General features: G+C 69.4%; 14 protein-coding genes. 8 read left to right on the forward strand and 6 right to left on the reverse strand.

Annotation, left to right across the window (positions count from 1 at the left end; genetic code table 11):
* Window positions 1-85: 85 nt before the first annotated feature.
* Genes AC57B8_RS35570 through AC57B8_RS35595 form a run of 6 tightly spaced genes read left to right on the forward strand, consistent with a single transcriptional unit; the run spans window position 86 to window position 7,207 of the window.
* Complete coding sequence (locus tag AC57B8_RS35570) at window positions 86-1,114, forward strand: branched-chain amino acid ABC transporter permease (protein WP_062478648.1); 1,029 nt, start codon at window positions 86-88, stop codon at window positions 1,112-1,114.
* The gene (locus AC57B8_RS35575) at window positions 1,111-3,012 is read left to right on the forward strand and encodes a branched-chain amino acid ABC transporter ATP-binding protein/permease (protein ID WP_496482207.1); all 1,902 of its coding nucleotides are present in this window, start codon (window positions 1,111-1,113) and stop codon (window positions 3,010-3,012) included. Before AC57B8_RS35570 ends, AC57B8_RS35575 begins: the two co-directional genes overlap by 4 nt.
* Window positions 3,009-3,740 carry an ABC transporter ATP-binding protein gene (locus AC57B8_RS35580; protein WP_062478652.1) on the forward strand — a complete coding sequence of 244 codons (732 nt, stop codon included), beginning with the start codon at window positions 3,009-3,011 and terminating at the stop codon, window positions 3,738-3,740. The genes AC57B8_RS35575 and AC57B8_RS35580 overlap by 4 nt, the downstream gene beginning before the upstream one ends.
* 58 nt (window positions 3,741-3,798) lie before the next feature.
* Window positions 3,799-5,847, forward strand: a complete 2,049-nt coding sequence (paaZ, locus tag AC57B8_RS35585) for a phenylacetic acid degradation bifunctional protein PaaZ (RefSeq protein WP_496482208.1) — start codon at window positions 3,799-3,801, stop codon at window positions 5,845-5,847.
* Between the two features lie 11 nt (window positions 5,848-5,858).
* The gene (locus AC57B8_RS35590; protein WP_496482209.1) at window positions 5,859-6,617 is read left to right on the forward strand and encodes an SDR family NAD(P)-dependent oxidoreductase; all 759 of its coding nucleotides are present in this window, start codon (window positions 5,859-5,861) and stop codon (window positions 6,615-6,617) included.
* Window positions 6,618-6,646: 29 nt separating this feature from the next.
* The gene (locus AC57B8_RS35595; protein WP_095949416.1) at window positions 6,647-7,207 is read left to right on the forward strand and encodes a methyltransferase family protein; all 561 of its coding nucleotides are present in this window, start codon (window positions 6,647-6,649) and stop codon (window positions 7,205-7,207) included.
* Here AC57B8_RS35595 and AC57B8_RS35600 read toward each other — a convergent pair.
* From AC57B8_RS35600 to AC57B8_RS35620, 5 genes are all read right to left on the reverse strand, one after another.
* Window positions 7,188-7,607 carry a hypothetical protein gene (locus tag AC57B8_RS35600; protein ID WP_496482210.1) on the reverse strand — a complete coding sequence of 140 codons (420 nt, stop codon included), beginning with the start codon at window positions 7,605-7,607 and terminating at the stop codon, window positions 7,188-7,190. The genes AC57B8_RS35595 and AC57B8_RS35600 overlap by 20 nt on opposite strands.
* Before the next feature lie 5 nt (window positions 7,608-7,612).
* Window positions 7,613-8,221 carry a flavin reductase family protein gene (locus AC57B8_RS35605; protein WP_369631617.1) on the reverse strand — a complete coding sequence of 203 codons (609 nt, stop codon included), beginning with the start codon at window positions 8,219-8,221 and terminating at the stop codon, window positions 7,613-7,615.
* A gap of 93 nt (window positions 8,222-8,314) precedes the next feature.
* Window positions 8,315-8,791, reverse strand: a complete 477-nt coding sequence (locus AC57B8_RS35610) for a hypothetical protein (protein WP_062478668.1) — start codon at window positions 8,789-8,791, stop codon at window positions 8,315-8,317.
* Between the two features lie 49 nt (window positions 8,792-8,840).
* On the reverse strand, window positions 8,841-9,566 hold the full coding sequence (locus tag AC57B8_RS35615) for a hypothetical protein (protein WP_496482211.1): 726 nt from the start codon (window positions 9,564-9,566) through the stop codon (window positions 8,841-8,843).
* A 207-nt stretch (window positions 9,567-9,773) separates the two neighbouring features.
* The gene (locus AC57B8_RS35620) at window positions 9,774-10,760 is read right to left on the reverse strand and encodes a LysR family transcriptional regulator (RefSeq protein ID WP_496482212.1); all 987 of its coding nucleotides are present in this window, start codon (window positions 10,758-10,760) and stop codon (window positions 9,774-9,776) included.
* Between the two features lie 90 nt (window positions 10,761-10,850).
* Between AC57B8_RS35620 and AC57B8_RS35625 the strand changes: the two genes are divergently transcribed.
* Window positions 10,851-11,780: a class I SAM-dependent methyltransferase gene (locus tag AC57B8_RS35625; RefSeq protein ID WP_496482213.1), complete on the forward strand. Its 930-nt coding sequence runs from the start codon at window positions 10,851-10,853 to the stop codon at window positions 11,778-11,780.
* On the opposite strand, the gene AC57B8_RS35630 is transcribed toward AC57B8_RS35625, so the two are convergent.
* Entirely contained in the window at window positions 11,752-12,711 is a 960-nt protein-coding gene (locus tag AC57B8_RS35630) for an AraC-like ligand-binding domain-containing protein (RefSeq protein ID WP_139700034.1), read from the reverse strand. The two genes, AC57B8_RS35625 and AC57B8_RS35630, sit on opposite strands and share 29 nt — an antisense overlap.
* 212 nt (window positions 12,712-12,923) lie before the next feature.
* Here AC57B8_RS35630 and AC57B8_RS35635 point away from each other — a divergent pair, with 212 nt between their 5' ends.
* Window positions 12,924-14,114, forward strand: a complete 1,191-nt coding sequence (locus tag AC57B8_RS35635; protein WP_496482214.1) for an amino acid ABC transporter substrate-binding protein — start codon at window positions 12,924-12,926, stop codon at window positions 14,112-14,114.
* Window positions 14,115-14,118 lie beyond the last annotated feature (4 nt).

Genomic DNA, 14,118 nt, shown 5'->3' on the forward strand with positions numbered 1-14,118 from the left:
TACCGGGGGCAACACCTGAGGCCCGGCAAAGCCGGTTCCTCGGTGTTCCTGATCTGAATCACGGGCGACGCCCGAAGGTTGTTTTATGGACTTGCAGATTGCCCTGTTGCTGGGGCAGGACGGCATCGTGAACGGCGCGGTCTACGGACTGATGGCGCTCGCGCTGGTGCTGGTGTTTTCGGTCACGCGCGTGATCTTCATTCCGCAGGGCGAGTTCGTCGCCTTCGGCGCGCTCTCGATGGCTGCGCTGCAGGGCGGGCGCACGCCGGCCACGCTGTGGCTGCTGGTGGCGCTGGGCGTCATGGCGCTGGCCGTGGAGGTGTGGCGCTGGAAGCGCGGCGCGACCATCGACTGGCGCTCGGCCTTCACCTGGTGCGTCGCCTTCCCGGCGATCGCCGCGGTGCTGGTGCTGGGCCTCAAGCCCACGTCGATGACCATGCAGGCGGTGACCACGCTGGTGCTGATCGCGCCGCTGGGCCCACTGCTCTATCGCCTGGCCTATCGCCCGCTGGCCGACGCCACGGTGCTGATGCTGCTGATCGTCTCGGTCGCGCTGCATGGCGTGCTGGTCGGCCTGGGCCTGTTCTTCTTCGGTGCCGAAGGTTCGCGCACCACGCCGTTCTCGGACGTGCGCTTCGACATCGGCGGCATCCCCGTGAGCGGCCAGTCGCTCGTGGTGGTGGGCGTCACGCTGCTGCTGGTGATCGCCATGTTCTGGTTCTTCGGCCGCTCCATGGTCGGCAAGGCGCTGCGCGCCACGGCCATCAACCGCGTGGGCGCGCGGCTCTCGGGCATTCCCACCGAGCTGTCGGGCGACTTGAGCTTTGCGCTCGCGGCGCTCATCGGCGCGGTGTCGGGCCTGCTGATCGCACCGATCACCACGGTCTACTACGACACCGGTTTTCTCATCGGCCTGAAGGGCTTCGTGGCCGCCATCGTCGGCGGGCTCGCGAGCTACCCGCTGGCGCTCGCGGGCGCGTTGCTGGTCGGCCTGCTGGAGGCCTTCTCTTCGTTCTGGGCCAGCGCCTACAAGGAAGTGCTGGTGTTCACTTTGATCATTCCGGTGCTGTGGTGGCGTTCGCTGCGCAGCCACCACGTGGAGGACGAGGAATGAGCGCGCCGTCGACTTCATCTTCGCCCGCCACCGCCGCGCACGCGGGCCGTCCGCTGGTCACGCCGCGCACCCTCACGCTGGTGTGCATCGTGGCGCTCGCGCTGGCCTGGGGCTGGCTGCCCGACTTCACGGTCGCGGTGCTCAGCAACATCGGCCTGTATGCCTTGGTGGCCGCCGGGCTGGTCATGCTGACCGGCGTGGGCGGCATGACCTCCTTCGGCCAGGCCGCGTTCGTCGGCATGGGCGCCTATGCCACGGCGTGGATCTGCACTTCGCCGACGGCCGCGAGCTGGCTCGGTGGCATCGCCGGTTCGGCGCTGGTGCCGTGGCTCGGCCTGCTGCTCGGGCTGGTGCTGACCTTCGCGCTGGCCTGGGCGCTCGGCGCGGTCACGCTCAAGCTGTCGGGCCACTACCTGCCGCTGTGCACCATCGCCTGGGGCCTGAGCCTGTACTTCCTGCTCGGCAACATGGAGTTCCTGGGCGGCCAGACCGGCATCACGGGCGTGCCGCCGCTGGTGGTGGCTGGCATCTCGCTGGCCTCGCCACGCGCGCTCGGCGTGGTGATCTGGGCCGTGCTGTTGCTGGCGCTGTGGGCGCTGCACAACCTGCTCGACTCGCGCGAAGGCCGCGCCATCCGCGCGCTCAAGGGCGGCCGGCTCATGGCCGAGTCGATGGGCGTGGACACGGCGCGCCACCGCATCAAGCTGTTCGTGCTGGCCGCGCTGCTGGCGGCCGTGTCGGGCTGGCTCTACGCGCACATGCAGCGCTTCGTGAACCCGACGCCCTTCAACCTGAACATCGGCATCGAGATGCTGTTCATGGCGGTGGTCGGCGGCGCGGGCCACCTGTGGGGCGCGGTGCTCGGCGCCACGCTGATCACGCTGCTGAAGGAGAAGCTGCAGGACATCCTGCCCGCGCTGCTGGGCACCAGCGGCAACTTCGAGGTGGTGGTGTTCGGCCTGCTGATGCTGTTCGTGCTGCAGCGCTTTGCCGACGGCCTGTGGCCCACGCTGGCGCGGCTCGTGAGCCGCTGGGTGCGGCCGGTGGCCAAGGTGCCCGCAGCCAACGCAGCCGCACCGGCGGCGCAGCTCGCACAGCGCGTGCTGCCGGCGGCGGGCACGCTGCTCTTGCAGGCCGACGCGGTCAGCAAGCGCTTCGGCGGCCTCATCGCCAACAACGACATCTCGATGACGCTGAAGGCCGGCGAGATCCACGCGCTGATCGGCCCGAACGGCGCCGGCAAGAGCACCTTCTTCAACATGATCTCGGGCGTGGACGACCCCAGCTCGGGCGAGGTGCGACTCGAAGGCGATGCCATGTCGGGCCGCCCCTCGCGCGCCTTCGCGGCACGCGGCCTCGGCCGCACCTTCCAGCACGTGCGCCTGCTGGGCCAGCGCAGCGTGGTCGAGAACGTGGCGCTCGGTGCGCACCTGCGCGCGAAACGCGGCTGGCTCGCGGCGATGCTGCGGCTGGACCGCGCCGAAGAAGCCGCGCTGATGGCCGAAGCCCGCAAGCAGATCGAGCGCTGCGGCCTCGGCGCGCACGCCGACACGCCGGCCGCCTCGCTCTCGCTGGGGCAGCAGCGCGTGGTCGAGATCGCACGCGCGCTCGCCGGCCAGCCGTCGGTGTTGCTGCTCGACGAACCCGCCGCCGGCCTGCGCCACCTGGAGAAGCGCGCGCTGTCGGAGCTGCTGGGCCAGCTGCGCGCCGAAGGCCTGGGCATCCTCGTGGTGGAGCACGACATGGAGTTCGTGATGAACCTCGCCGACCGCATCACCGTGCTGGAGTTCGGCACCGTGATCGCCACCGGCACACCGGCCGAAGTGCAGGCCAACCCGCGCGTGCTCGAGGCCTACCTGGGCGGCGCCGACGACGAACTGCTGGAAGACGCCCGATGAGCCATCCTATTCTTCAACTGGAAGACTTCTGCGTCGCCTACCGCACCGTCGAGGCGGTGCACAGCGTGCGCCTGCACGTGAACGAAGGCGAGATCGTCACCGTGATCGGCCCCAACGGCGCCGGCAAGACCACGCTGCTGTGCGCGGCCATGGGCCTGCTGCAGTCGACCGGCAAGCTGTCGCTCGACGGCGAGCGCATCGCGCGCCCCGGCGTCGAGACCATGGTGGCGCGCGGCGTGGCGCTGGTGCCCGAGCGGCGCGAGCTGTTCGGCGAAATGTCGGTCGAAGACAACCTGCTGCTCGGCGGCTTCTACCAGTGGCGCAAGGGCCAGCGCGACCAGCGCGCGCGCATGGACGAGATCTTCGAGATCTTTCCGCGCCTGAAGGAGCGCCGTCCGCAGATGGCCTCCACGCTCTCCGGCGGCGAACGCCAGATGCTGGCCATCGGCCGCGCGCTCATGGCGCGCCCGCGCCTGCTGATGCTCGACGAGCCCTCGCTGGGCCTGGCCCCGCTGGTGGTGCGCGAGGTGCTGCGCGTGGTGTCGCAACTGCGCAAGCACGGCGTCTCGGTGCTGCTGGTGGAACAGAACGCCCGCGCCGCGCTGCAGGTGGCCGACCGCGCCTATGTGCTCGAAATGGGCGCCGTGGCGCTCGAAGGCAACGCCGGCGATCTGCTGCACGACCAGCGAATCATCGATACCTACCTGGGCATCGGCAACAAGAAATGACCCCCGCGCAGCGCGCGCACCGCGCCGCTGCGCCTTCCCTCTTCAAAGGACACGCGCCATGACCACCCTTCAAAGCTACATCGCCGGCCGCTGGATCGGCCAGGAAGCCGCGCAATCGCTGCGCAGCGCCGTCAACGGCCAGGCCGTGGCGAGCACGCACGCCGAGGCCATCGACTTCGCCGAGGCGCTGACGCACGCGCGCCGCGTCGGCATCCCCGCGCTCATGAAGCTCGACTTCCAGCAGCGCGCCGAACGCCTGAAGGCGCTGGCCAAGTACCTGGCCGCGAACAAGGAAGCGCTGTATGCCGTGTCGGCCCACACGGGCGCCACGCGCGCCGACGGCTGGATCGACATCGAGGGCGGCGCCGGCACGCTGAGCGCCTACGCCAGCATCGGCACCAACGAGTTGCCCTCGGGCAACCTCGTGCACGAAGGCCCGGCCTTCCCGCTCGGCAAGAAGGGCGGCTTCGCGGGCACGCACATCCTGGTGCCGCGCGGCGGCGTGGCAGTGCACATCAACGCCTTCAACTTCCCGGTGTGGGGCCTGCTCGAGAAGTTCGCGCCCAGCTTCCTCGCGGGCATGCCCTGCATCGGCAAGCCGGCCACGGCCACCAGCTACCTCACCGAGGCGCTGATGAAACTCATCGTGCAGTCGGGCATCCTGCCCGAGGGCAGCCTGCAGCTCGTGATCGGCAGCACGGGCGACCTGCTCGACCGCCTCGAAGGCCCCGACGTGGTCACCTTCACCGGCTCGGCCGACACGGCCGCCAAGCTGCGCGTGAACGCGAACCTGGTGCGCCAGTCGATCCCGTTCAACGCCGAAGCCGACTCGCTCAACTGCGCGATCCTCGCGCCCGACGTGACGCCCGACGACGAGGAGTTCGATCTCTTCGTGAAGGAAGTGGCGCGCGAGATGACCATCAAGGCCGGCCAGAAGTGCACCGCCATCCGCCGCGCGATCGTGCCGCGCCAGCACCTCGATGCCGTGGCCGAGAAGCTGCGCGCACGCCTGGCCAAGACCGTCATCGGCGACCCGTCGCGCGAAGACGTGCGCATGGGCGCCCTCGCCTCGCGCGACCAGCAGGCCGACGTGGCCGAGCGCGTCGCCACGCTGCTGCAGGGCGCGGAGCTGGTGTACGGCGCGCGCGACGGCTTCGCGCCCGTGGGCGACGGCGTGGGCGAAGGCGCGTTCTTCGCGCCCACGCTGCTCTTGAGCCGCAAGCCGCTCGAACACGATGCGGCGCACGACATCGAGGCCTTCGGCCCCGTCAGCACGCTCATGCCCTACGACAGCATCGACGAAGCACTGGCGCTGGCCGCGCGCGGCAAGGGCAGCCTCGTGGGCACGCTGGTCACGCGCGACCCGGCCACCGCGGCCAAGGCCATTCCGGTGGCCGCCGCCTGGCACGGCCGCCTGCTGGTGCTCGACCGCGAGGCCGCCGCCGAATCGACCGGCCACGGCTCGCCGCTGCCGGTGCTCAAGCACGGCGGCCCGGGCCGCGCGGGCGGCGGCGAAGAGCTCGGCGGCCTGCGCGCCGTGAAGCACTACCTGCAGCGCGCCGCGCTGCAGGGCTCGCCCACCATGCTCGCGGCCGTGACCGGCGAGCACGTGCGCGGCGCCGCGCTGCGCGAGAGCGAGGTGCATCCCTTCCGCCGCTACTTCGAAGAGCTGCGCATCGGCGACTCGCTGCTCACGCATCGCCGCACCGTGGGCGAGGCCGACATCGTCGCCTTCGGCGGCATCTCGGGCGACTACTTCTACATGCACTTCGACGAAGAGGCGGCCAAGGCCTCGCCCTTCGGCAAGCGCATCGCACACGGCTACTTCGTGCTGTCGGCGGCCGCGGGCCTGTTCGTCTCGCCCTCGCCCGGCCCGGTGCTGGCCAACTACGGCCTGGACACGCTGCGCTTCGTCAAGCCCGTGGGCATCGGCGACACCATCCAGGCGCGCCTGACCTGCAAGCGCAAGATCGACCGCAACAAGAAGGACGCGAGCGGCCAGGGCCAGGGCGTGGTGGCCTGGGACGTGGAGGTGACCAACCAGCTCGGCGAACTGGTCGCGAGCTACGATATCCTGACGCTCGTCTCCAAGAAACCCACCACCTAAAGCTCCCCCTGATGTTCGATCTCACAGGCAAAGTCGCGCTCGTCACCGGCGGCAACGGCGGCATCGGCCTCGGCATGGCGCAGGGCCTCGCCAAAGCCGGCGCCCGCGTCATCATCGCGGCGCGCAATGCGCAGAAGTCGGCCGCCGCGGTCGAATCGCTGAAAGCATTGGGCAGCGACAGCTTCGCGCTCGCACTCGACGTGACCGACGAAGCCTCGGTGCAGAAGGCCTTCGACGAGGTCGCCGCGCGCTGCGGCCGGCTCGACATCCTCGTGAACAACGCCGGCACCACGGTGCGCAAGCCCGTCGACCAGCTCGCGCTGGCCGAGTGGCACCAGGTGATGGACACCAACCTCACCAGCGCCTTCCTGTGCAGCCGCGCCGCGCACCCGCACCTCAAGAAGGCGGGCGGCGGCAAGATCATCAACATCGGTTCGATGATGTCGATCTTCGGCGCACCCTACGCCCCGGCCTATGCCGCAAGCAAGGCCGGCATCGTGCAGCTCACCAAGTCGACCGCGCTCTCGTGGGCGGTCGACCAGATCCAGGTCAACGCCATCCTTCCGGGCTGGTTCGAGACCGAGCTGACCGACGGTGCGCGCAACCAGATCCCGGGCCTGTACGAGCGCGTGAAGGCGCGCGCCGCGGCCGGCCGCTGGGGCCAGCCCTCGGACATCGCAGGCACCGCCGTGTTCCTGGCCAGCGCCGCCTCCGACTACGTGACCGGCACCGCCATCCCGGTCGACGGCGGGTTTTCGATCTCCGGCTGAGTCTTGCGGGCCGTGTAAATTCGGCCGCCATGCTCCTCTGGTTCCAGCTCTTTCTTTTCGTCGCCGGCACGGCCGCGCTGCTGTACGTGTCGCGCGGGCCGCTGAGCCAGCCCGGCTCGCACGGCTTCTACCGCTTCTTCGCGTGGGAATGCATGCTGGTGCTGATCGTGCTGAACCTGCCGGTGTGGCATGTCGATCCGCTCTCGTTCACGCAGCTGCTCTCATGCGTGCTGCTCGCGCTGTCGATCTGGCTGCCGATCCACGCGGTGCGGTTGCTCAAGGCGCAGGGCAAGCCGAGCGAGGCGCGCAACGACGACCCGGCCCTGTACGGCTTTGAAAAGACCTCGGCGCTGGTGACCACCGGCGCCTTCCGCTACATCCGCCACCCGATGTACACGGCGTTGATGCTGCTGGCCTGGGGCGCCTTCCTCAAACAGTTCACCTGGCTCACGCTGGCGCTGGTGCTGATGGCCACGCTGTTCCTGTTCCTGACGGCGCTGCGCGACGAAAAGGAATGCCTCGCGCATTTCGGCGACGACTACCGCGCGTACATGCGCGGCACGCGGCGCTTCATTCCTTTCGTGCTGTAGCGCCGGGCGCTTCGGGTGCGCCCTCTTCTTTCCTCGCGCCCCACCAGGCCGCGAGCACCAGCCCGCCCTTGCGCACCAGCAGCATCGCCATGACCACGAGCACGGCCCGCGAGGCCACGTAGCCCGCGATACCGAGCACCGTCGACGGTAGCGGCTTGGACGCCCAGAAGATGACCCAGGTCGCCAGCCCGGCCATCGCCAGCCCGCCGACGATCAGCATCACGCCACCCACCATCCACGTGAGGATCGCGAGCCGCGCGGCCAGGCCGGTCAGGCGGTCGGCGCCGGGCCAGTCGCGCCACGTCCACAGCGCGGCCAGGCCCAGCGACCCCATCATGGCCGCCAGCAGGCCCATGAGGCTGTAGCCGACGACGGTGATGACTTGGTTCAGGTCCGGCATGCAGGCTACGGTGTCAAACGCGGCAGCGTCTTCGCATCGACCGCCTCGCCGTCGACGATGAAGTGCCCGCCCGCCACATGGTGCAGCGTGCGCAGCTCGTCGTGGCCCTCGAAATGCCAGCGGCCTTCGGAGAACACGCGCGCATCGGCCTGCGCCGCGATCACCTCGCCCAGGAACAGGTCGTAGCGCTGCTGGATCGGCGGCTCCGGCAGCAGCCGGCATTCGAGCCAGGCCGCGCAGCCTTCGAGCAGCGGCGTGCCGGTGGCGTCGCCCGCGAAGGTCGAGAGGCCGTAGGCGGCGAACTTGTCGCTGCCGTCGCGCTCGGCGATCTCGCGGCCCGAGCTGTTGCCCAGCGCCTCGGTCAGGTCGAGCTGCGCGCGCGTGGGCACCTGCAGCGCGAAGGTGCCCGCACCTTCGAGCAGCACGCGCGTCCAGGTGCTCTTGTCGAGCACGACCGCCACCTTGGGCGGGTCGAAGTCCAGCGGCATGGCCCAGGCCGCGGCCATGATGTTGCGCCGGCCGTCGTGCGCGGCGCTCACGAGGACGGTCGGGCCATGGTTCAGGAGACGGTAGGCCTTGTTCAGCGGAACCGGCCGGCGGTGAGAGGCGTTCATGCGCGTGGGGCCCGCGAAAGCGAGCCCGGAGGATGGCGGCCCGCCAGCCTACCAGCAGGCGCCGGGCGGCTCAAACGCGCGGTTGTTTGCCCGTCACGCCGCGTAGGCGTCGCACAGGGCGAGGTACTCGTCGCCCGAAATCTCCAGCGCCGTCGCGCGGCGCAGCACGCGGGCCTTCGGCTTGGGCAGGTCGGTCTTGATCTGGATCTGCTTGCCGATGGGAATGCCCATGTAGTCCTGGTTGACCCAGGTGTTCTCGACGATGTTGTGCCACGGCAGCAGCAGGCCGTTCTCAAAGGTCAGGCCCTGGCGGCCGATGACGAAGGCGGGCGTGGCGATGTTGGCCAGCGTGCGGATGCACTTGACGGCCAGCCACGCGGCCAGCAGGCCGAAGCCCGCCGCAATCAGGATGCCGATGTTCTTGTCCTGCGCGCGGATGCACAGCACGGCCAGCACGACCGCGACCACCACCCAGAGCGTGGCGCCGGCGATCAGCCGTGTGCGGGAGTAGAAGACGGGGCGGTCCTGGCGGGTTTTTTCCTGTTGGCTGGCGGAGCTGTAGATTTCCATTTTGTGAGTCGCTGTACTTTGGAGATTGAAGAAAGAAAAAGAAGAAGGCTCAGGCCGACGGCAGGCGCTGCATGAGACACACCATCAGCACCGGTTCGTTGTCGATCTTGGAGCGATCGATCTTGCGGGTCTTGCCGTTGGCGACGATGAGCAGGTGCTCGTCGACGTCCATCGCTTCGGCGTCCGATTGCGTGCGGATGGTGTCGATGCTCGACCACGCGATGAGCTGGCCCTTGTGCACCAGCCCTTCGGCATTCAGTGCCAACGCGCCGAAGGGCACGGTGTCGCCCGCATGCAGGCGCCGCTCCACGTCGTGCCGCAGCACCTCGCCCACGGCTTCTTCCACCTCAGCGACCAGTGCGTACGGGTCGTCCCACAGGTCGAGCCGCAGGCGCAGCGTCTGGCCGTCGCGGGTGGTGAGCAGCAGGTGGTTGCGGTTGTGGCGATGGCGCAGCCGCGTCACGTCGGCGAAGGCGATGGTCTGCGTGCCCAGCTGCAGGCCGTGCGCGGTCAGCGTCAGCACCTGCGGGGTGCGCAGCCACGCGAAGAAGTCGCTGCCCTTCCAGCAGATCAGGTAGATCGCGGCCGGGATCGCCAGCACCAGCACGAAGAAGGCGCCCTTGTAGCGCACGAAGTCCGGCGTGATGAGGTACGGAAGGATGTAGATCTTTGCCGGCACCAGCACCATGGCGCAGAAGACATAGATCGCTGCCAGGCCGGCCAGCACACAGTAGAACGCGTAGCGCGGAAAGATGCGGTCGTGACGAAGGGGCATGTGAAGCAAGTACCCAATGCGTCGACAACGGGCGTGGTGGCGTGGAGCTGAATTGCGCGCACGACCATACCAGCGGGAAGCGTCGCTCTCGAGGCTGCGCACGCGTTAACGCATCTTTTTTTTGAGCCGAGAACGCCCGTCGAGCAACCGGTTAACCAAGAAGATTTAAGTTTGATACCCGCTTCGACACAAGCGCTGCTTAAGCATTCATGGCAACTCTGCAAGCAGCGCGCGGTGTGCGGCCAGTGCGCGCCCGCGCATCGGGGCCTGCGCGTCGCGGCCGGTGAGCGGGCCGAAGCGCGCGTCTCTCGACACGGCCGACACCGCCTCACGAAGACAGCGGTGCGCCGGGTCGACCTCGTCGCGCGGATGCCAGGCCTGCAGCACCTGCTCAGGCGGCACGGCCACCGGCAGCTTGAACATCGCCAGGCCGAGGCTCGCGGCCACGGTGCGTGCCAGCGGCTCGGGCACGCAGGCCACCAGCGACGAGCGCGCGGCGGCCATCAGCGCGCCATAGGCGCTGGGCACGGTCAATGCAATCTGCCGCGCGCAGCCTTGTGCCGCGAGCAGGCTGTCGAGGGGCTCGACCGACCTGGCACGCCGCGTGACCGCGACATGCTGCTGGGCCGCCAGGCGCTTGGGCGTGACGCGCGCCTTGAGCAGTTCGTGCCCCGCCCCAACCACGCCGACGATGCGTTGCTCGTACAGCAACGCGGTCTGCGTCTCCGGCCCTTTGTCGGGCAGCGTGCCCACGTCGAGATCGATGCGCCCTTCGCGCAGGGCCATCGCATCGCTGTCGCTTTCGGGCACGAAGCGCAGGCGCGCCAACGGCATGTCGCGCCGCAGCGCGGCCAGCAAGGTCGCGCCGTAGACGATGCCCATGCCTTCGGGCGCGCACACCGTGAACTCGCGCGTCACACGCGACAGCGGCACGCCGCCGTCGGGCTGCATCAGCAGGCGCGCGTCGGCGATCAGGCGGTGCACCGGATCGCGCAGCGCCACCGCGCGCGGCGTCGGCACCAGCTTGCGGCCGGCCCGCACGAGGATCGGATCGCCCAGCGCCTCGCGGATGCGCGCGAGCGTGTGGCTCATGGCCGGCGCGCTCAGGTGCATGCGCTCGGCCGCCGCGCTCACGCTGCCGGTGCTCAGCAGCGCGTCGAGTGCGGCCAGCAGGTTCAGGTCCATGGAATTCATTTCGTGCAGGTCATTGCTTTAAACAATGCACTGTACAGACACGTCACGCGGATTGAAACTTCGCGCCCTCGCACCACTGGAGCCCCGCCCTTGAATCCTTCTTCGCAAGCCAGCCGCACCGCCCTCGCCACCGCACTCATGCGGTCCATCCATTCACACAGCGCACCTGAGCCGCTGCTGGACGACACCTGGGGCGAGCGCCTCGTGCCGGACACCGTGCGCGCCGCGTTCCTGGAACGCGCGCTCGCACGGCGGGATGCGTCCGCGACGGGCACGCCAGAGACGGCACTCGACGACGCGATGCGCGCCAACGCCGCCTACCCCGACGTGATCCTGCGTTCGCGCTACACGGAAGACGCGTTGAAGGACGCGGTCGCGCGCGGCGTCGCCCAGTACGTGCTGATCGGCGCCGGCTTCGACAGCTTCGTGTGCCGCATCCCCGACTGGGCGCAGGGCCTGGCCATCTACGAGGTCGATCACCCGGCCACGCAGCCGCTGAAGCGCCAGCGCCTCGCGGCCTGCGGCGTGGCACCGTCCGCATCGGTGCATTTCGTCGAAGCGGACCTGTCGGCCGAACGCCTCGGCGCGGCGCTCGCGCGTTCGCCCTTCAACGCCGCGCAGCCGACCTTCTTCTCGTGGCTCGGCGTGACGGTGTACCTGACGCGCGAGGCCAACCTTGCCGCGCTGCGCGACATCGCCACCTGCGCGGCGCCCGGCAGCAAACTGGTCTTCACCTACATCGACGAGGCCACGTTGCACGCAGGCCCCTCCGGCACCGAGGCCTTCCAGAAGCTGCGCAGCGACGTGGCCTCGGTCGGCGAAGAGTTTCTGTCGGGCTTCGATCCGAAGACGCTGGCGGCGCTGCTGCGCGGCACCGGGCTCGATCTGCTCGAAGACATCGACGGCCACGCAGCACTGGCGCGCTACGACCCGGCCGGGCGCAACGGCCTGCAGCCGGCCGGCGCGGCGCACATCGCGCACGCGCGCGTCGTCAGCGCGGCAGCGTCGCCTGCCGCCTGAACTCGCTCGGGCTGCCGCCCGTGTGCGCGCGGAACACGCGGCTGAAGTGCGAGAGGTTGCCGAAGCCCGCGCCCAGCGCGATGTCGGTGATGGAGCGCGCGGCGTTCGCGGGGTCGATCAGGTCGCGGATGCTGGCCGCCAGCCGCTGGTGCTGGATGTAGCCGGTGAGCGTGTCGTCGTCGCCCGCGAAGGCCTGGTGCAGCAGGCGCTTGCTGCAACGCAGGGCCAGCGCCATGCCGTCGATCGACAGCGCCGGGTCGCGCAGGTTCTGCGCCACGTGGCGGTGGATGCGGTCTTTCAGCGCCTCGCGCTGGGTCTGGGCGGTGCTGCGGCCCGCGAGCTCCATGAGCGACAGGCGCACCAGCTGGATCAGCAGCTCGCCCGCGCCGCGCGCGGCGGCCTCGCTCATGTGGGGCAGCTCCAGGTAGGTGTTGCGCATGGTCTCCAGCGCCACGCGCGAGATGCCGCTGTCGCCGCCGATGCGCCGCGCCACGAGGTCGCCCAGCGGCAGCGCGGGCGAGGCGATCTGGTCTTTCGGCAGCATCACGATGAGGTGGTCGCTGCGCTCGGGGTTGGCCACGGTGTAGTCGAGCGTGGTGTCGTACAGCGTCCAGCCGCCCGCGCGCACGGCCGCCGCGCGCCCGCGCTGCGTGACCTCGGCCGAGCCCTGCCAGGGCGCGACGATCTTCAGGTAGGGCGCATCGCTCAGGCGCGCCATCTGCGGGGTTCGCAAGACACGATGCCGGTTGGCCTCGAGCCGCGTGAGGATCACGTCGCCCGCGTGCGAGGACGCCAGGTGGCCGTCGAAATCGCTGTCACCGTACAGGTCGGAGCCGAGGCCGCCGAAGTGGCGCCACACCCACTCGCACCACAGCGGCCCGCGTTCCTTCGGCGGGATGGCGTCGGTGGACAGGAGCAGGGACGCGGTCATGGGGCGAAAGCAGTGAAGACGAAAGATTGCAACACGGCAGCGGGATGCCGCGCATTGTGGAGTGCCCGCAAAGCCCTCGCCTTTGCGGGTTAACCACTAGGCGCCTGCACGCTGCGTCAAGTGCTTTGTGCGCGGCAGGCACAGCGGCAAAGGGCGTGCGTTTCTACGATCCCGGTCAGCGGGCGCATACCGACGCCCGGAAGGAGACCTCCATGCTTCACCCCACCCGCCGCCACTGGATCCAGGGCACGGCCACCGCGCTGGGCGCGGCCGCCGTCGCGCCGCAGCTGTTCGCGCAAAGCGCGCCCGTTCGCATCGGCTACGCCATCGCCCGCACCGGCCCCTGGGCCGCGGGCGCGCAGGTGAGCCAGGAACCCAACTACCTGCTGTGGGCCGAGCAGGTCAACGCCGCGGGCGGCCTGTCGGTGAAGGGCGCCAAGCGCCCCATCGAGCTCATCGGCTACGACGACCGCAGCGAGACCGAGACCTGCGTGCGCACGTTTGAAAAGCTCATGGGCAGCGACAAGGTCGACCTCGTGCTGCCGCCCTGGGGGTCGGGCGCCAACTTCGCGGTCGCGCCGCTGGCCAACCGCTTCGGCTATCCGCTGCTGGCGCCCACTGCGCTGTCGCGCAAGCTCATCGACATGCGCCTGCCCTTCTTCTTCTCGCTGCTGCAGCAGCCCGACAAGATGATGGGCGCGCTGGTCGACATGCTCGTGGCGCAGAACGTGAAGACCATCACCATCGTCTACATGGACGACCTGTTCGGCCTGGAAAATTTCGCGGCGCTGAACAACGCGCTGAAGAAGACGCAGATCCAGGTGCTCGACCGCAAGAGCTACCCGCTGGGCGTGAAAGACCTCGCGCCCGTGCTGCGCACCATGAAGGACCTGAACCCCGATGCCTTCATCGGCATCACCTACCCGCCGGACACCATCCTCGCGAGCCGGCAGGCGCGCGAGGTGGGCTTCAACCCGAAGTACTTCTACGCCTCGGTGGGCACGGCCTTCCAGCTCTACAAGAACGTGATGGCCGCCAACACCGAGGGCGTGATCGGCATGGGTTCGTGGAACGGCAAGACCAGCCCCGAGGCCAAGGCCTACTTCGATGCGCACACGAAGAAGTTCGGCAAGGAGCCCGACCGCTGGGCCAGCGGCCACGCGTGGGCCGGCCTGCAGATCCTGCAGCAGGCGGTGGAGAAAGCGGGCCTCGATCGCAAGGCGCTGCGCGAGCAGATCGCGAAGAACGAGTTCAAGACCATCCTCGGGCCGATCCGCTTCGAGGGCAGCGAGAACGCGTCGATCCCCGGCACCGTGTCGCAATGGCAGGGCGGCGACTTCGAAGTGGTGTGGCCCAAGGACCGCGCCACCGCCCAACTGATGCCGAAGCCGGCCTGGAAATAACAGC

Source organism: Variovorax sp. BGA-UO-ETr-C22, from assembly GCF_059567965.1.